Genomic DNA, 17,117 nt, shown 5'->3' on the forward strand with positions numbered 1-17,117 from the left:
CGCGAAAGGAATGATGATGGATTGGCTTGCTATGATCGGTGGCGCGACGGGATCTGCGTTCCTGAACCTGTTCTCCTTCGTTGCGGTTCTCAGCGTCGTCGTCTTCATCCATGAACTCGGCCATTTCTGGGTCGGACGACGTTGCGGCGTGGGAGTGACGGCGTTCTCCATCGGATTCGGGCGCGAGCTTTTCGGCTGGACGGACAGGCATGGGACCCGCTGGAAGATCTCGGCGATTCCCCTGGGCGGCTACGTGAAATTCGTGGGGGATCTCAACGCGGCCAGCGTTCCGGACCAGCCTCATCTCGATGGGATGTCCGCAGCCGAGCGGGCGGTGAGTTTTCCCCACCAAAACGTCGCCAAGCGGGCCGCCATCGTGGCCGCGGGTCCGATCGCCAACTTTCTCCTCGCGATTCTCATCTTCGCGGGCTTCAACTATTTCAGCGGCCGCCAGGTGCTTGAGCCGCGGATCGAGGCCGTGCAGGCCGGAAGCGCGGCGGAAAAGGCCGGTTTCCTGCCGAAGGATCTCATCCTGACCATTGATGGCAAGCGGATCGAGACCTTCGCCGACATGCAGGTTCTCGTGAGTTCTAGCGCTGGCGAAAGTCTCGCTTTCACGGTGGATCGCGGTGGGCGGACCGTGTCCTTGGACGCGATCCCGAACTTCGTCGAGCGGACGACACCCTTTGGAAAGCAGCGGATCGGCCTTTTGGGGGTTGAAGCTTCCCGGGACCCCGGCGCCGTCAAGCGGGTGTCCTACACCGTCGTCGGCGCGCTGAAGGCCGGCGCGGCCGAGACCTGGAGCCAGGTCGACCGGACCATGAACTTCCTGCGCCGGCTCGTTCTGGGGCGGGAATCAGCCGATCAGCTTTCCGGGCCGCTCGGTATCGCCAGGGCCGCCGGGACGGCGTTCGAGATCGGCGGGGTCTACAGCCTCGTCAGTTTGATCGGATTCCTATCGGTCTCGATAGGTCTCATTAACCTTTTTCCGATTCCACTCCTCGACGGCGGTCACCTGCTTTTTTATGCGATCGAGGCCATTCGGGGGCGTCCGCTCAGCGAAAAGGCGCAGGAATTCGGCTTTAAGATCGGCTTCGCAATCGTTGCAATGCTTATGATTTTTGCCACCTGGAATGATCTTGTTCACCTTGGCACAACTTTTATGGCCCGCGGCACGTGACAAGGACGCCACGCCCGGTAAAAATGCTACGGTGTTGGGCAAAGTGCCGTTTGCAATGACGGCGAAAATTTGTACAAGCGGGGCCGCACCGATAAGTTGGAGATATGTGTCTCCAACCGGCGGGGAAGTCCTCGCTGTGGGATAAAGATAAAGAGACGGGCCAGTTGATGATGTCGACGACCACGCGACGCCGGGGAAAACCGGCAGCCACCGCAGTTATCGCCGTGAGCGCGATGATGGCGGGACTTACAGCGGCGGAGACCGCGTTCGCCCAGCAGGTGGCGCAGGGGAGTAGCCGTCGCGCTGCCGTTTCTCAGCAGCCGGTCATCAACCGGGTCGTCATCGAGGGTAACAAGCGCGTCGAGAAAGGGATGATCGAAGGCGATCTCCAGCTCCGCGCCCGCACGCCTTACAATCAAGCGACCGTGGATGCCGACGTTCAGCGCATCCTCGAGGTCTATCGTCGGTCGGGCCGTGGCCTTGCGCAGGTCACGCCTCGCGTCGTCGATCTGCCGAATGGCCGCGTCGACGTCGTGTACACGATCGTCGAGGGTGAAAAGACCGGCGTTAAGGAAATCCGCTTCGTCGGAAACAGCCAGATCTCGTCCAGCCGCCTGCGTGGTCTCATGCAGACGACCGAGATGAACCTCCTGAGCTTCCTCAAGACCTCCGACGTCTATGATCCGGATCGCATCGCTGCGGATCTCGAGCTGATCCGTCGCTACTACCTCAAGAACGGCTATGCCGACTTCCGCGTCATCTCCAGCGACGTGACCTTCGATCCCAGCGGCGGCGGCTATATCGTCACCGTCTCTTTGAACGAGGGCGAGCAGTACCGTGTCGGCCGGGTCAACGTCGATTCGCGCATTTCGGAGATCCCCGCGGCTTCGGTCGAGGGTGATGTGGCGACGTCCGCCGGGGCGGTTTACAACGCCGATGCAGTCGAGAAGTCGCTGACCGCGATCACGACCAATGTCGCCCGCCGTGGCTATGCTTTCGCGCAGGTTCGCCCCGTGGGTAATCGCAACCCGGCGACCCAGACGATCGATCTTGCCTACGTCATCGAAGAGGGGCCGCGCGTTTACATCGAGCGCATCAACGTGCGTGGTAACACCCGCACCCGCGACTACGTGGTCCGTCGCGAGATCGACCTCGGCGAAGGCGATGCCTACAACAAGGTCCTGGTGGATCGCGCGGAACGCCGCCTCAACAATCTCGGCTACTTCAAGCGCGTCCGAATTTCGAACGAGCCGGGCTCGGCTCCTGACCGCGTGGTGATGAACGTGGACGTGGAGGATCAATCCACCGGCGCGTTCTCGATCTCCGGCGGTTACTCGACCTCGGACGGTTTCATCGGCGAAGTTGCCGTCACCGAGACGAACTTCCTCGGCCGTGGCCAGTTCGTCCGCGTGGCCGGTCAGCTCGGTCAGCGCACCAACGGCGTCGATTTCTCGTTCACGGAGCCGTATTTCCTCGGCTACCGCATGGCCGCTGGTATCGATCTGTTCTCGAAGTTCAGCGATCAGACCAAGTACGCCCGCTACGAGAACCGCGTGACCGGTGGTCAGCTTCGCTTGGGCTTGCCGTTCACGGAAGAGTTCACGCTGACCCTGCGTTACTCGCTGTATCAGCAGGATCTGCACATCCCGAACGATTACAAGCAGCCCTACAACGACTGCTCGCTTCCGTTGCCCGGTTACACGCAGCTGAATGCGAATGGCACGCCCAACCGCTTCTTCTGTGAAGGCAATGGTGAGGCGTCGCTCGCGATCAAGGAATCGCAGGGCAAGACTCTGACGTCGCTCGCGGGCCTGACCTTCAACTACAACTCGCTCGACAACACCAAGGACCCGCGCAACGGCTTCTATGGTGAGGTGAAGACCGATTTCGCTGGGCTCGGTGGCGACTCGCGCTACTTCCGTACGACCGGCGACGCGCGTTACTACCGCGAATTGTGGGAAGACATCATCGGTGTGGCCCGCGTCCAGGGTGGTTACATCAAGGGCCTCGGCAGCGGCGACAAGGGTACGTTTGGCAGCGGGGGCAATCTCCGCATCGTCGACCAGTTCTTCCTTGGCCCGTCGCTGGTGCGTGGCTTCGCCACCAACGGTATCGGACCGCGTGACATCTCGAGCCTCGACACCAACGCCAACGCTATCGGCGGCACCACCTATTTCGGCGGTACGCTTGAAGTTCAGTTCCCGATCTTCGGCTTGCCGCGCGATCTGGGCCTGAAGGGCGCGGTGTTCGCCGATGCCGGTACGCTGTATGGCTACGACGGACCGACGCGCTTCTCCGGTGCGGGCAACGCGATCCTTGATGGCTTTGCTCCTGGGGCTTGCGTTCGGGATCCGAGCGTGCCGCAGAACTGCATCGTGGTCCGCGACAGCAAGACGATCCGCTCCTCGGTGGGCGCCTCGATCCTGTGGGCTTCGCCGCTCGGCCCGCTCCGCTTCGACTACGCTTTCGCCCTCTCGAAGGATGAAGGCATCCTCGCGGCGAATGGCGCTCGGATCGGTGGTGACCGCACGCAAGCCTTCCGGTTCTCGGGTGGCACTCGCTTCTAATCGGAGAGGGCGCCGCGAAGGCGCCCTCACTTTTTCTTCATGACCGAAACCAGTTTTTTTCCGCAAGCCCAGGTGCTTCGCCTCGGGCAGGTGGCGGAGATGGCGAATATAGCGCTCCCCGACGGTGTCGACGGGGAGTTTTTGCTTAAGGGTGTCGCTCCTCTCGAGAGTGCCGGCCCTAACGATCTCGCCTATATGGACAATGCAGCTTACGGCGGCGCGCTGAGCGCGACGCGGGCGGGCGCTTGCCTTGTTGCTCCCCGTTTCGCCGCGAAGGTTCCTCCGGGCACAATCGCGCTCAAGACGCCGCAGGCTTATCGCGTTTTCGCGCAGGTTCTCGGCGTGATGTTTCCGACTGCCCTGCGTCCGGAAACCTCCTTTGGGGCCACCGGAGTCTCTCCCGGCTCGTTCGTGCATCCGTCCGCCCGCCTGGAACACGGCGTAAAGGTCGATCCGGGCGCGGTCATCGGGCCTTATGCTGAAATCGGCGCGGGGACCCTGATCGGGGCTCACACGGTTATCGGGCCGCACGTGAAGATCGGGCGGGATTGCTCGATCGGCCCGCAAGCAACCGTGTCTCACGCCTTCATCGGCAACCGCGTCATTCTGCATCCGGGCGTGCGCATCGGGCAGGACGGCTTTGGCTTTGCCATGGGACCTCAAGGCCATCTGAAGGTGCCGCAGGTCGGGCGCGTGATCATCCAGGACGATGTGGAAATCGGCTCCAACAGCACGGTTGACCGGGGCGCGAGCCGCGACACGGTGATCGGCGAGGGGACGAAAATCGACAATCTCGTCCAGATCGGCCACAACGTGGTGATCGGTCGTCATTGCGTGATCGTGGCTCAGGTCGGGATCGCTGGTTCGACGACGATTGAGGATTTCGTGGCTCTCGGCGGCAAGGTCGCGGTCAAGGGGCATGTGCGGATTGGCATGGGCGCGCAGATCGCGGCGACCAGTGGCGTCAATGGCGATGTCCCTCCCGGTGCTCGGTGGGGTGGCTCTCCGGCCCGCCCGATGCGCGAATGGTTCCGCGAGATCACTGCTTTGAAAAAACTGGCGTCGCGGGGCAATCCCGGCGATTCCGCTAAAGATGACGGTATGTCTTCCGAAGCGTGAAGACATCTGACTGTATCCGGAGTTCATGCCATGTCCGAAGCACCGAAGACGCTTCAAACCGCTGACATCATGCAGATTCTCGATCTGCTGCCGCATCGCTATCCTTTTCTCCTGGTCGATAAGATCATCGAGATCGATGGCGACAATTCGTGCATCGGCATCAAGAATGTGACCTTCAATGAGCCACAATTCACGGGCCATTTCCCGTCGCGTCCGATTTTCCCGGGCGTGTTCCTGATCGAGGGAATGGCTCAAACGGCTGGGGCCATCTGCGTGGCGTCGAAGATCGCCGAGCAGGTCAAGCCGAAGCAGGTTTTCTTCATGACGATCGACAAGGTGAAGTTCCGCCGGCCCGTCGAACCGGGTGACCGGGTCGAGTTCCATATGCGTAAGCTCAACAACCGCCGTAACATGTGGTGGTATAAGGGCGAGGCGAAGGTGGACGGCAATCTCGTCTGCGAGGCCGAAGTCAGCGCCATGCTGGTGCTCGAGTAATGGCAACGGTGATCCATCCGACGGCAGTTGTCGAGGACGGCGCGAAGATCGGCGAGGGCGCGAAGATCGGCCCCTTCTGCATGGTCGGCCCTGAAGTCGAGCTCGGCGAGGGTTGCCAGCTGATGAGCCATGTGGCGCTCGCGGGCCGCACCACCATCGGCCCGCGCACGCGGATCTTCCCGTTCGCTTCCATCGGCCATATCCCGCAGGACCTGAAATATCGCGGCGAGGTTTCGACCCTGACGATCGGCGCGGATTGCATGATCCGCGAAGGCGTGACTATGAACCCCGGCACCGAGGGCGGCGGGCTCAAGACCGTCATCGGCGATCGTTGCACCTTCCTCGCCAATTCCCACGTCGGCCATGACACCCGGGTCGGAAACGACGTCATCCTGTCGAACAACGTGATGCTCGCGGGCCATGTCACGGTCGGCGACTTCGTGATCTTCGGCGGCGGCTCCGCCGTCATCCAGTTCGCCCGCGTCGGCTCTCACGCCTTCGTCGGCGGCATGTCGGGTCTGGAAAACGACCTCATTCCCTATGGCATGGCCATGGGCAACCGGGCGCATCTGGCCGGGCTCAACATCATCGGGCTGCGCCGCCGCAACTTCACGCGGGAGCAGATCCACGATATCCGGCGCGCTTATCGTCTGCTGTTCGCGGATGAAGGCACATTGTCCGAGCGCGTCGAGGATGTGGCGGGGGAATTCGCGACCCATCCCTTCGTTCACGAGATCCTCGATTTCATTCGTGAGGGCAAGGACCGGGCGATCTGCACGCCTCGGGAGCCCGTCGGTTCTGCGTGATGGCGTCAAACGGCCCGATCGCGATTCTCGCCGGGTCCGGGCAGCTTCCGATCCAGCTTTTGAAGCACCTCGAACAGACGGGGCGGGATTACCGCGTTCTGGCGTTTAGAGGCTTCGCCGCGCCGGAGCTGCGGCGTCGCGCCCATGCGAGTGCGGATCTGCTCGATCTCAAGACGATCATGAGGGTGCTCGATGGGTGGCAGCCCAAAGCCGTCGCGCTGGTCGGCGCCGTGCGCCGCCCCGGCTTTTCGGCCTTGCTCGGAGCCTATTCCCTCCTGCGCAACCGCCAGGAGGTGAAGGAGGTCATCGCACGTGGAGACGATCAGGTCCTGCGCGGCGCGGTGATGCTGTTGGAGGAGCGGGGACACAAGGTCGTAGGCGCGCATGAACTGGCTCCGGGTCTCGTCGCGCCTCAAGACCTGCGCGGCGCTCTTGTCCCAGGTGAGGATGACCGTCAGGCCATCGCGGTTGGCCTCGACCTTTTGAACTCGCTCTCTGCTTTCGATATCGGTCAGGCTGCAATTGTCGCCCGCGAGCATGTCCTGGCCATCGAGGGTCCTGAGGGAACCGACCGCATGCTGCGGCGGGTGATGAGGCTTCGCCAGTCCTGGTTCGGCCTTCGCCGCCGTAAGGAAGGCGGTGTGCTCATCAAGGCCGCCAAGCGCGGGCAGGATCTGCGCGTCGATATGCCGACCATCGGGCCCAAAACGCTCGTCGAGGCGGCGCAGGCGGGCCTGTCCGGAATCGCTATCGGCATGGGCTCGACCTTCGTGCTCGAGCAGGAAGAAACCCTGCGCACCGCGGACCGGTTGGGGCTGTTCCTCGTTTCGGTCGAACTCCCGTGGATGGAGGCGGATCATGGCTGACGGGACGCCTCTGTCGATCTGGATCGTCTCCGGCGAGGAATCCGGCGACCAACTCGGCGCAAAACTCATGCGGGCCTTGAAGGCGCGTCTGGGAGCGCACCGCCTTACCTTCGGCGGCGTCGGCGGTCATGCCATGGCCAAGGAAGGGCTGAACAGCATCTTCCCGCTCGAAGACATCGCGGTGATGGGCATATCGGCGGTCATCGCCCGCCTGCCGACCGTCCTGAAGCGCATCAGGTTCACCGTCGACGCGGTCGCGGCGGCAAAGCCCGACATGCTCGTCATCATCGACAGCCCGGATTTCACGCACCGCGTGGCGAAGGCGGTGAGAAAGCGCGCGCCACACATTCCCATCGTCGATTACGTGAGCCCGTCCGTGTGGGCGTGGCGTCCCGGCCGCGCGCCAAAGATGCGCGCCTATGTGGATCATCTGCTGGCACTCTTGCCCTTCGAGCCGGAGGCGCATCGCCGTCTCGGCGGTCCTCCGACGACCTATGTGGGCCATCCGCTGATCGAGCGGCTCGATGAAATCAGACCCGCCGGCGCGAGGATGCTCTCCCACGATGGTTCGTTGAAGCTCCTGGTTCTGCCGGGCAGCCGCCGTTCGGAAGTCACCCGCCTCATGGAGCCTTTCGGCGAGGCTTTGGCGCTGTTGCAGGGACGTTCCTCACGCCCGTTCGAGGTCACGATCCCTGCCGTGCCTCATCTGGTGGAGGAGATCAAAGCGCGCGCCGCATCGTGGAGCGTGAAGCCCAGGATCGTCCAGGGCGAGGTTGCGAAATGGGCGACGTTCCGCGAGGCGGATGTCGCGCTTGCGGCCTCCGGCACCGTGACCCTGGAGCTTGGTCTCTCCGGCGTCCCGATGGTCGTGGCCTATCGCGTGTCGAAGATCGAGGAAGTGCTGAAGTACCTCATCAAAGCGCCGTCCATCGTTCTGACCAATCTGGTTCTCGGCGAGAACGTCATCCCGGAACTGATTCAGTGGGATTGCACGCCTGAAAAGCTGGCGGATTCACTGCTGCCGCTCTTCAGCGAAACGCCCGAACGCCGCCGCCAGGCCGAGGCCTTCGCCAAGATGGATGGCCTCATGCGGATTGGCGACGAAGCGCCTAGCGAACGCGCGGCGCGGATCGTGGCCGAAGTGTTGGAGCAGCCGCACCGCGCCTGAGATGACGGGTCATGCCGTGCGCCGTCATTCCGGGGCGCCGAAGGCGAACCCGGAACCCATAAACACGACCGAAGACGGGTCAACTCATCGGTGATCGCGGCGACTTTTCCGATGCCGCCAGCGTTTCTGGGTTCCGGGCCCGGCTCTCGCGAGCCGCCCCGGAATGACGGTGGAGCGGATACCCTAAAACAAAAAAGGAGCGCCCCTCAGGACGCTCCTTGTCACTCTTCAGATGCCGCGCGCTTACCCGCGCTGCGCAACCGTCACGTAATCGCGCTGCGGAGCGCCCGTGTAGAGCTGGCGCGGGCGGCCGATGCGCTGGGACGGGTCCTCGATCATCTCGCTCCACTGGGCGATCCAGCCGACCGTGCGGGCGAGAGCGAAGAGCACCGTGAACATCGAGGTCGGGAAGCCCATCGCCTTGAGGGTGATGCCCGAATAGAAGTCGATGTTCGGGTAGAGCTTCTTCTCGAGGAAGTATTCGTCCTTGAGCGCGATCTGCTCGAGTTCGACCGCGACGTCGAGGAGCGGATCGTCCTTGATGCCGAGCTCGTTCAGAACCTCGTGCGTGGTCTTCTGCATGATGCGGGCGCGCGGGTCGTAGTTCTTGTAGACCCGGTGGCCGAAGCCCATGAGACGGAACGGATCGCTCTTGTCCTTCGCCTTGGCGATGTACATCGGGATGCGGTCGGGCGTGCCGATCTCTTCGAGCATCTTGAGCGCCGCTTCGTTGGCGCCGCCATGGGCGGGGCCCCACAGGCAGGCGATGCCGGCGGCGATGCAGGCGAAGGGGTTCGCGCCGGAGGAACCGGCGAGACGCACCGTCGAGGTCGAGGCGTTCTGCTCGTGATCGGCGTGCAGGATGAAGATGCGGTCAAGCGCCCGTGAGAGCACCGGATTGACCTTGTACTCCTCGCACGGCACCGCAAAGCACATGCGCAGGAAGTTCGACGTGTAGTCGAGATCGTTCTGCGGATACACGAAGGGCTGGCCGATTGAGTACTTGTAGGCCATCGCGGCGAGCGTCGGCATCTTGGCGATCATGCGCATGGAGGCGATCATGCGCTGCTGCGGATCGGAGATGTCGGTCGAGTCGTGATAGAAGGCCGAGAGCGCGCCGACGCAGGCGACCATGATCGCCATCGGGTGCGCGTCGCGGCGGAAGCCCTGGAAGAAGCGGTTCATCTGGTCATGCACCATGGTGTGGCGCGTGACGCGATAGTCGAAATCGGCCTTCTGAGCTGCTGTCGGCAGCTCTCCGTAGAGAAGCAGGTAGCAGGTCTCTAGGAAGTCGCCATGCTCGGCGAGCTGTTCGATGGGGTAGCCACGATAGAGAAGAAGGCCCGCATCGCCGTCGATATAGGTGATCTTCGACTCGCAAGCCGCTGTCGAGGTGAAGCCGGGGTCGTAGGTGAACATCCCGGTCTGGCCGTAGAGCTTCGAAATGTCGATGACGCTCGGACCGATGGTCCCGTCTTTGACCGCCAGTTCAACCGATTTGCTATCGACATTAAGCGTGCTGGTGCTGGAACTCATACGTCGTGGCCCTTTCAACAGGAGGCCGGGCATAACCTAGTGCAACCGAGGGATCGGAGAAGGGCCTCCGGGCAGGGCTGCAGAACCGAGGTACGCCGGTCGGAAGGATTTAATGGAGGCTTCGGTAGCTTATCCTTATGGACGCGGCAAGCGCATCTAAAGGCGATAGGCGCCCGCTATGCAGCGGGCGCATCCTTCACTTGAAAGCGAAGGCGTGACAGGGTTTCATCGCGGCCGAGCACCTCCATCACATCGAACAAGCCCGGCGAGGTCGCGCGGCCCGTCAAGGCCGCGCGCAGAGGCTGCGCCACCTGGCCGAGCTTGGCTCCAATCGCTTCCGCGTGCTCCCGCACGACCGCCTCGACGCTTGCCGCATTCCAATCGGCGACCGCCTCCAGTTTCGCGGCAATCCCGGTCAAACGATCGCGTCCGTCGGCAAGCAGGCTCGCCGCCTTCTCGTCCAGGTGGAGGGGATGCTGCGCGTAGAGGTAGTAGGCGCTGTCCAAAAGCTCGACGAGGGTCTTGGCACGCTCCTTCAGCCCCGGCATAGCCGCGACCAACCTTTCCCGAAGGACGGGAGCGAACTTGCGACCGATGTGGCGCTCCTCGCCGAGCTCTGGCAGGAGATCCTCCATCGCGGTCACCAAATCCTCGTCATTCGCCTGACGCATATAGTGCCCGTTGAGGTTTTCGAGCTTGGCGAAGTCGAAGCGGGCAGGGGAGCGACCGATGCTCGACAGATCGAAGGCGTCAATCATTTCCTGCGTTGAGAAAATTTCCTGGTCGCCATGGCTCCAGCCGAGGCGCACGAGATAATTCCGCACAGCGGAAGGCAAATAGCCCATGCTGCGATAGGCCTCGACGCCGAGCGCGCCGTGACGCTTCGATAGCTTGGCTCCGTCGGGACCGTGAATGAGTGGGATATGCGCCATCTTCGGCACGCTCCACCCCAGCGCCTGATAGATCTGGGTCTGGCGTGCGCCGTTGGTCAGATGATCGTCGCCGCGGATGATGTGGGTGATGTCCATGTCATGGTCGTCCACCACAACGGCGAGCATATAGGTCGGCGTGCCGTCAGAGCGCAGCAGCACGAGATCGTCGAGATCCTTGTTCTGCCACACGACGCGGCCCTGAACCTCATCCTCGACCACCGTCTCGCCCTCCAACGGGGCCTTCAGGCGGATGACCGGCTTGACGCCTGCGGGTGCCTCGGACGGATCGCGGTCGCGCCAGCGGCCGTCGTAGCGCATGGGACGTCCCTCGCGGCGGGCGCTCTCGCGCATCTCCTCGAGCTCCTGTGGGGAGGCGTAGCAGTAATAGGCGCGGCCCTCAGCGAGCAGGGATTCCGCCACTTCCTTGTGACGGGCGGCGCGGGAGAATTGATAGACGACGTCGCCGTCCCAATCGAGGCCGAGCCAGCGCAGGCCGTCCAGGATCGCCTGGATGGCGGCTTCCGTCGAGCGTTCCCGGTCCGTGTCCTCGATGCGCAGCAGCATCTTGCCACCATGCCTCTTGGCATAGAGCCAGTTGAACAGGGCCGTGCGCCCACCGCCGATATGCAGGAATCCGGTGGGCGAAGGGGCGAAACGGGTGACGACGGTCATCGGCGGGGGAACCTTACATACAAACACTTGGTACGCGCCTTTTCGGGCGCGGCGCTCCAGCGACTCATCCACAAGTCGGCTTTGGCGCGGGACGCGCCGTCCTCTACCATGTAAATGGACCCCGCGTTAAGCCGAACCGATGGCCGAAGACAACAGACCAGAGCATCGACAGATCCCGCGCCTTCCCGCGCGGGTCTTGGCGTTGCCCCGGCCCTGGCCCATCGCTCTCGATTGGAGGCTGGTCGGTGGGCGGGACTGGCTGGCGAAAAACCTTTCCCGGGAGATCGAACAGCGGCGATTGTTCCCCTGGCTCGCGGTCTGCTTCGGCCTTGGGATCGTTCTCTATTTTCAAGCGGATGCACCATCTCTCTGGGCTCCGCTTGTGGCCTTCTTCATCGCCTGTTCGAGTGCCGTGCTGCTCCGCCGCAACTTCGCTGCCCTGTCCATCGTCATTGGGCTTGCGGCGCTCTTTGCCGGGTTTTCGGCCGGCGTGATCCGCGCGAGGAGCGTCGCAGCTCCCGTTTTGGCCCGCATGACGATCGCGCCCATGACCGGCTTCATCGAAGCGGTGGAGGATCGGCCGGCGGGAAAACGGCTTCTCCTGCGCGTGGCCGACGTCAAGGGGATCGCGGAGGCCGACCGGCCCCGGCTCGTGCGGGTGTCGGTGCGCAAGGGGGATGGGCTCGTCGCGGGGCAGTTCATCGGCGGCAATGCCCGCCTGCTGCCGCCGCCGCAACCGGCTTGGCCCGGCGGCTATGACTTCGCGCGGGACGCCTATTTCAAGGGCATCGGAGCGGTTGGCTCCTTCACGGGAGCAGTCAGACATCTCGATGCGCCGGTCGCGCCGGATTGGCCCTTGCTGGTCGCGGCGAGCATCGACGACGCACGCAACACGCTCACCCAGCGCATCGCCTCGTCCATCGGCGGCGCGGCGGGCGGGGTTGGTGCTGCGCTCGTAACCGGCAAGCGCGGCCTGATCGGGGAACCGACGAACGACGTCCTGCGCTCGGCGGGGATCTACCACATCGTTTCCATTTCGGGGCTCCACATGGTGCTCGCCGCCGGCACGTTCTTCTGGCTGGCGCGGGCGCTTTTGAGCCTCGCGCCCGCGCTGGTTCTGCTCTGGCCGGTGAAGAAAATCGCTGCCGTGGCCGCCATGATCGGGGCGACGATCTATTGCGTATTTTCCGGCTCGGATGTTGCCACCGAGCGTTCGCTCATCATGACGCTGGTGATGTTCGGCGCGATCCTGGTCGATCGACCGGCGCTGAGCACACGAAACCTCGCCATCGCGGCTCTCCTCGTACTCGCTCGCGAACCGGAGGCGCTTCTCGGGCCAAGCTTTCAGATGTCCTTCGGAGCGGTTGCTGCGATGATGGCGCTGGTGCCGTTGATGCAAGGGAGACGGCCCGAGAGCCGGCAGCGCTCGCTGATCGAGCGGGCGTTCCACGCGACAAGCCAAAGCGTCCTCGGACTGCTGACGACGACGCTGGTCGCGAGCCTCGCGACCGCGCCGTTCTCCGTCTACCATTTTCAGACCCTGAATCCTTACGGCCTGATCGGCAACACGCTGGCGCTGCCGCTGGTCTCGTTTGTGGTCATGCCATCAGCCGTTCTCGGGGTCCTGGCCTTTCCCTTCGGCCTCGACCGGCCGATCTGGCAGGTCATGGGGATAGCGGTGTCGCGGGTTCTCGAGGTGTCGTCCTGGGTGGGGGGGCTCGAAGGCTCGACGGTCGTCATCCCGGCCTTGGGGCTCGGCGCTTTCGCGTTTCTAAGCGCGGCGCTGCTCGTCCTGACGCTTCCCGCCTCGTCGTTGCGCTGGCTTGCCGTCGTTCCGGCGGCAGCGGGGCTCGCTTTGGCGGCGACACCCAACCGCTTCGATACCTATGTGGATCGCGATGGCGCGGGCGCGGCGATCCGCAACCGCACGGGACAGCTGACCCTCGTCGGAAAAGCCTCCGGCTTCGTCGCTGAACAATGGCTGCGTGCCGATGGCGACGGACGAAGCGCGGATGACGCGGGCCTGCGACGCGATGCGCGCTGCGACAAGGTGGGCTGCATCGTCGAGAACGCGCCCCAACGCAGCGTCGCCTTTGTGCAGGATGTCTCCGCCTTCGACGAGGATTGCCGTCGGGCGACGGTCGTCATCACGCGTCTCAAGGCCCCGCTGACCTGTGACGCACCGCTCGTCCTCGATAGGCAAGCTCTCGCGGCAAGAGGCGCGACGACGTTGCGGTTCGACGGAGAGGCTGTTGAAATCCGCTCGGTTCGGGCCGCCGCTGAAAGGCGGATCCTGTCCGGTCAGAAAACCGCCAAGGCCGACAGCCCCTCCTCGCAAACCCAGCCGCGGCAGCCGCGACCGATCCCCGAGCAGGATTTGTCCGAGGACGAGATCAGTACCGGCGAACCAGACTGACGAGCTTGCCCTGGATCTTGACCCGATCCGGTCCGAGGACACGCGTCTCGTAGGCCTGGTTGGCGGCCTCCAGTGCGATGGAAGATCCGCGCCGGCGGAACCGCTTGAGGGTCGCTTCCTCCTCGTCGATGAGCGCGACGATGATGTCGCCCGTATTGGCCGTATCCTGCTTGCGGATCACGACGAGGTCGCCATCGAGAATGCCAGCCTCGACCATCGAGTCGCCGCGCACTTCGAGGGCGTAATGCTCTCCCTGAGCCAGAAAATCGCTGGAAAGCGTGATCGAATGGCTGCGGCTCTGGATCGCGGAGATCGGCGTACCGGCCGCGATCCGGCCCATGACGGGAATGGAGAGATCGCGGGTGCGGTCATCCGCAACAGGCGGAGGCGGGGCCTTGGCGCGGGTCGCCAAGCCACCTTCCACCACGCTCGGCGTAAAGCGGCGCTGACCGGCTGCGCCGCCGACGGTCTCGGGGAGCCGCAAAACCTCCAGCGCGCGAGCGCGGTTGGGAAGCCGCCGAATGAAACCGCGCTCCTCAAGTGCGGTGATGAGGCGGTGAATGCCCGATTTCGACTTGAGGTCGAGTGCATCCTTCATCTCATCGAACGACGGCGGAACGCCCGATTCCCTCAGGCGCTCATGGATAAAGCGGAGCAATTCGTGCTGTTTGCGCGTCAGCATGGCTGGCCTTTACTGCCCCAATGGGGAGCGATTCTGAAACAAAGCAGGAACAGGGTAGTCGTTCTTGCTGTGTTCCGCAAGGCCAAGGCTAAGCTATTGCCTGTCTTTGATTCAGCTTCGGGAGATCAGGCTTCGTTCACCACCTCAGCAGAAGCGCCTGAGGCGGATGATACGGCATGGGTCTCCGGCTTTCGCTGGGGGCGCATGGGGTGGTCTGACGATCAAAGCGTCCGAGCGCTTGAGAATGCTCAGCATGGACGAATCTTGGGTTGCATGGGCGGTCGCGACCGGAAGATGCAGCCGCATTGACCCACCAGACAGGGAGAGAGCCACCTCCTGAGAGGATAATTCTGCCCGCATGTAATCCTGCCGGGTTTGGTTGGCGGGAAGGTCGGTGCCGAGAATCGCGGTTTCCGCCGGGTCTGCGCCCGCCTCCGGGTCGCCGAGGAGCGCGCGGATCGCTGGAACCAGGAAGAGGATGCCGCAGACAAGGGATGACACCGGATTGCCGGGCAGGCCGAGCAGGAGGGTCGATCCGAGCCGCCCATGCATCAGGGGCTTTCCGGGCCGAAGCGCCACACGCCAGAAGCCGAGATTCATGCCTTGCCGTGCGAGGGCTGTCTGAACCAGATCGTGCTCGCCGACCGACGCGCCGCCCAACGTCACGAGGATGTCCGCGCGGGCATCCCGCGCCGCCTGGATTCGTTCGTTCAACGATTCGAGGGTGTCCCGCGCAATGCCGAGGTCGATGGCGTCTCCGCCCGCCTTCTCGACCATTGCCGTCGTGGCGGGCAGGCTCGATGCCGTGATCTGATCGGGGCCGGGCGCTTCGCCCGCGCGCACCAGTTCGTCGCCAGTCGCGAGGATGGCGATGCGTGGTTTACGGCGCACGGTAAGTTCGCCATGTCCCATGGCGGCGGCGAGCGCGATGTGGCGGGTGTCGAGGCGGGAGCCTGCCTGAAGCAGCATGTCACCGGTTTTGAAATCGAGGCCCGCCGCACGAATATGGCGATGGGCGCGCGGAATCTCCCTTACCACGACCCGGTCCCCGGAGGCTTCCGTATCCTCCTGGATCACGATCGCGTCCGCTCCTTCGGGCAGCGGAGCGCCGGTAAAGATTCTCACCGCCTGGAAGGCGCCGACCGTGCCCGGAAATCGTTGGCCGGCGGCGCTGGTGCCGATGACCTGCAGGGTTTGCGGAGCTTTCGTGATGTCGGCGCTGCGCACCGCGTAGCCGTCCATGGCGGAAGCCGGGAAGGGCGGCTGGTCGCGCAACGCCGCGACATCTTCGGCCAGCGTCCGTCCGGCGCAAGCCGCGAGAGGTGCGCGCTCGATCTCCACCGGCTTCTCGACGCTCGCGAGCACAAGGCGCAGCGCCTCTTCCACCGGGATCAGGTTCATGGGGCCTCGTAGATTCCCGATCGACCGCCGCTTTTCATGAGCAGGCGGATGTTCTCGATCCGCATGCCCCGGTCGGCGGCCTTCACCATGTCATAGATCGTCAGACAAGCGACGGAGACGGCGGTGAGCGCCTCCATCTCGACGCCGGTCTGGCTCGACACCTTCACTTCCGCCGTCACGCGCACGCCGGGAAGATCGTCGTCGAGCACGCAATCGACATTGACCTTCGAGATCAGAAGCGGATGACAAAGCGGGATCAGTTCATGCGTGCGCTTCGAGGCCATGATGCCCGCAAGCCGCGCTGTGCCCAAAACATCGCCCTTCTTCGCATCGCCCTGCCGGATCAGCGCCACCGTCTCGGGCAGCATGACGACGCTTCCCTCGGCAATTGCGGTGCGGGTGGTGACATCCTTTTCCGACACATCGACCATGTTGGCCGCGCCGGTCGCGTCGAGATGCGTCAGCTTGCTCATGCGGCTTCGCCGAACAGGAGACGATGGGTTGCGGCGGCGACATCCGCCTGCCGCATCAGGCTCTCGCCGACGAGGAAGGTGCGGATGTTCACTTTGCTCAGGCGCTCAATGTCGGACACGGTGAAGATGCCGCTTTCGCCGACGATGATGCGGTCTGCCGGGATGAGCGGAGCCAGCTCCTCGCTCACGCCGAGCGACACCTCGAAGGTGCGAAGGTTACGGTTGTTGATGCCCACAAGCTTCGTGCCGAGCGGCAGCGCGCGTTCCAGCTCAGCGCGGTCATGGACTTCGACCAGAACATCCATGCCGAGATCGTGGGCGGTGTCGATGAGGACGCGCGCCTCGGAATCGGTGACGCTCGCCATGATGACGAGAATGCAATCCGCGCCCCAGGCCCGCGCCTCGTAGACCTGATACGGCTCGAACATGAAGTCCTTGCGCAAAGCCGGAAGGCCGGAGGATTCGCGCGCCTGGGTCAGATATTCGGGCTTGCCCTGAAAGGACGGCTCGTCGGTGAGAACCGAAAGGCACGTCGCGCCGCCCTCAGCGTAGGCCTTCGCCAGCGACGGCGGGTCGAAATCGGCACGGATCAGGCCCTTTGAAGGGCTCGCTTTCTTCACCTCGGCGATGAGCGCGGGGCGTCCTTCCGAGAGATGACGCTCGATGGCAGCCGCAAACCCGCGCGCGGGCGCGGCGGCGCGAGCGCGACGCTCGATTTCCGAAAGGGGCACGAGCGCCTTCGCGGCGGCGATTTCCTGGCGCTTATAGGCTTCGATGCGGGCGAGGACGTCGCTCATTCCGGGC

Annotated in this window: 14 protein-coding genes; 8 read left to right on the forward strand and 6 right to left on the reverse strand. The window is 63.8% G+C overall.

What is annotated here, in order from left to right; all coding sequences use genetic code 11:
• Positions 1–16 precede the first annotated feature (16 nt).
• From rseP to lpxB, 7 genes are all read left to right on the forward strand, one after another.
• Positions 17–1,180, forward strand: coding sequence for an RIP metalloprotease RseP (rseP, locus tag I2H38_RS04005; RefSeq protein WP_196270611.1), 1,164 nt, complete (start codon positions 17–19; stop codon positions 1,178–1,180).
• A 167-nt stretch (positions 1,181–1,347) separates the two neighbouring features.
• A complete protein-coding gene (gene bamA / locus I2H38_RS04010) occupies positions 1,348–3,747 on the forward strand; it encodes an outer membrane protein assembly factor BamA (RefSeq protein WP_196270483.1) in 2,400 nt (799 codons plus the stop codon).
• Between the two features lie 39 nt (positions 3,748–3,786).
• Complete coding sequence (gene lpxD, locus I2H38_RS04015) at positions 3,787–4,866, forward strand: UDP-3-O-(3-hydroxymyristoyl)glucosamine N-acyltransferase (RefSeq protein WP_196270484.1); 1,080 nt, start codon at positions 3,787–3,789, stop codon at positions 4,864–4,866.
• Positions 4,867–4,896: 30 nt separating this feature from the next.
• Entirely contained in the window at positions 4,897–5,361 is a 465-nt protein-coding gene (gene fabZ, locus I2H38_RS04020; RefSeq protein WP_196270485.1) for a 3-hydroxyacyl-ACP dehydratase FabZ, read from the forward strand.
• Positions 5,361–6,167 (forward strand): acyl-ACP--UDP-N-acetylglucosamine O-acyltransferase, encoded by an 807-nt coding sequence (gene lpxA, locus I2H38_RS04025; protein WP_196270486.1) that lies wholly within the window; start codon positions 5,361–5,363, stop codon positions 6,165–6,167. Before fabZ ends, lpxA begins: the two co-directional genes overlap by 1 nt.
• Entirely contained in the window at positions 6,167–7,033 is an 867-nt protein-coding gene (locus I2H38_RS04030) for an LpxI family protein (protein WP_196270487.1), read from the forward strand. The genes lpxA and I2H38_RS04030 overlap by 1 nt, the downstream gene beginning before the upstream one ends.
• On the forward strand, positions 7,026–8,201 hold the full coding sequence (gene lpxB / locus I2H38_RS04035; protein WP_196270488.1) for a lipid-A-disaccharide synthase: 1,176 nt from the start codon (positions 7,026–7,028) through the stop codon (positions 8,199–8,201). The genes I2H38_RS04030 and lpxB overlap by 8 nt, the downstream gene beginning before the upstream one ends.
• Positions 8,202–8,444: 243 nt before the next feature.
• Here the strand turns inward: lpxB and gltA are convergent, their stop codons facing one another.
• Together gltA and gltX are read right to left on the reverse strand one after the other, a co-directional pair.
• On the reverse strand, positions 8,445–9,737 hold the full coding sequence (gene gltA / locus I2H38_RS04040; protein ID WP_196270489.1) for a citrate synthase: 1,293 nt from the start codon (positions 9,735–9,737) through the stop codon (positions 8,445–8,447).
• 176 nt (positions 9,738–9,913) lie between these two features.
• Positions 9,914–11,341 carry a glutamate--tRNA ligase gene (gltX, locus tag I2H38_RS04045; protein ID WP_196270490.1) on the reverse strand — a complete coding sequence of 476 codons (1,428 nt, stop codon included), beginning with the start codon at positions 11,339–11,341 and terminating at the stop codon, positions 9,914–9,916.
• 139 nt (positions 11,342–11,480) lie between these two features.
• Here gltX and I2H38_RS04050 point away from each other — a divergent pair, with 139 nt between their 5' ends.
• Positions 11,481–13,757, forward strand: a complete 2,277-nt coding sequence (locus I2H38_RS04050) for a ComEC/Rec2 family competence protein (RefSeq protein WP_196270491.1) — start codon at positions 11,481–11,483, stop codon at positions 13,755–13,757.
• On the opposite strand, the gene lexA is transcribed toward I2H38_RS04050, so the two are convergent.
• From lexA to trpC, 4 genes are all read right to left on the reverse strand, one after another.
• Positions 13,735–14,439, reverse strand: coding sequence for a transcriptional repressor LexA (gene lexA / locus I2H38_RS04055; RefSeq protein WP_196270492.1), 705 nt, complete (start codon positions 14,437–14,439; stop codon positions 13,735–13,737). The two genes, I2H38_RS04050 and lexA, sit on opposite strands and share 23 nt — an antisense overlap.
• A gap of 144 nt (positions 14,440–14,583) precedes the next feature.
• A complete protein-coding gene (locus I2H38_RS04060) occupies positions 14,584–15,840 on the reverse strand; it encodes a molybdopterin molybdotransferase MoeA (protein WP_196270493.1) in 1,257 nt (418 codons plus the stop codon).
• Complete coding sequence (gene moaC / locus I2H38_RS04065) at positions 15,837–16,313, reverse strand: cyclic pyranopterin monophosphate synthase MoaC (protein ID WP_196270494.1); 477 nt, start codon at positions 16,311–16,313, stop codon at positions 15,837–15,839. The genes I2H38_RS04060 and moaC overlap by 4 nt, the downstream gene beginning before the upstream one ends.
• Positions 16,310–17,110, reverse strand: a complete 801-nt coding sequence (gene trpC, locus I2H38_RS04070) for an indole-3-glycerol phosphate synthase TrpC (RefSeq protein WP_196270495.1) — start codon at positions 17,108–17,110, stop codon at positions 16,310–16,312. The genes moaC and trpC overlap by 4 nt, the downstream gene beginning before the upstream one ends.
• Between the last annotated feature and the right edge of the window lie 7 nt (positions 17,111–17,117).

This window comes from Microvirga alba (genome assembly GCF_015694465.1).
Classification (GTDB): Bacteria; Pseudomonadota; Alphaproteobacteria; order Rhizobiales; family Beijerinckiaceae; genus Microvirga; species Microvirga alba.

Excerpts from the sequence above, each read along its gene's own strand:
- moaC (WP_196270494.1), bottom strand. The coding sequence starts at position 16,313 with ATGAGCAAGCTGACGCATCTCGACGCGACCGGCGCGGCCAACATGGTC.
- lexA (WP_196270492.1), bottom strand. The coding sequence starts at position 14,439 with ATGCTGACGCGCAAACAGCACGAATTGCTCCGCTTTATCCATGAGCGC.
- gltX (WP_196270490.1), bottom strand. The coding sequence starts at position 11,341 with ATGACCGTCGTCACCCGTTTCGCCCCTTCGCCCACCGGATTCCTGCAT.
- rseP (WP_196270611.1), top strand. The coding sequence starts at position 17 with ATGGATTGGCTTGCTATGATCGGTGGCGCGACGGGATCTGCGTTCCTG.
- lpxA (WP_196270486.1), top strand. The coding sequence starts at position 5,361 with ATGGCAACGGTGATCCATCCGACGGCAGTTGTCGAGGACGGCGCGAAG.
- gltA (WP_196270489.1), bottom strand. The coding sequence starts at position 9,737 with ATGAGTTCCAGCACCAGCACGCTTAATGTCGATAGCAAATCGGTTGAA.
- I2H38_RS04050 (WP_196270491.1), top strand. The coding sequence starts at position 11,481 with ATGGCCGAAGACAACAGACCAGAGCATCGACAGATCCCGCGCCTTCCC.
- I2H38_RS04060 (WP_196270493.1), bottom strand. The coding sequence starts at position 15,840 with ATGAACCTGATCCCGGTGGAAGAGGCGCTGCGCCTTGTGCTCGCGAGC.
- fabZ (WP_196270485.1), top strand. The coding sequence starts at position 4,897 with ATGTCCGAAGCACCGAAGACGCTTCAAACCGCTGACATCATGCAGATT.
- bamA (WP_196270483.1), top strand. The coding sequence starts at position 1,348 with ATGATGTCGACGACCACGCGACGCCGGGGAAAACCGGCAGCCACCGCA.
- I2H38_RS04030 (WP_196270487.1), top strand. The coding sequence starts at position 6,167 with ATGGCGTCAAACGGCCCGATCGCGATTCTCGCCGGGTCCGGGCAGCTT.
- lpxB (WP_196270488.1), top strand. The coding sequence starts at position 7,026 with ATGGCTGACGGGACGCCTCTGTCGATCTGGATCGTCTCCGGCGAGGAA.
- lpxD (WP_196270484.1), top strand. The coding sequence starts at position 3,787 with ATGACCGAAACCAGTTTTTTTCCGCAAGCCCAGGTGCTTCGCCTCGGG.
- trpC (WP_196270495.1), bottom strand. The coding sequence starts at position 17,110 with ATGAGCGACGTCCTCGCCCGCATCGAAGCCTATAAGCGCCAGGAAATC.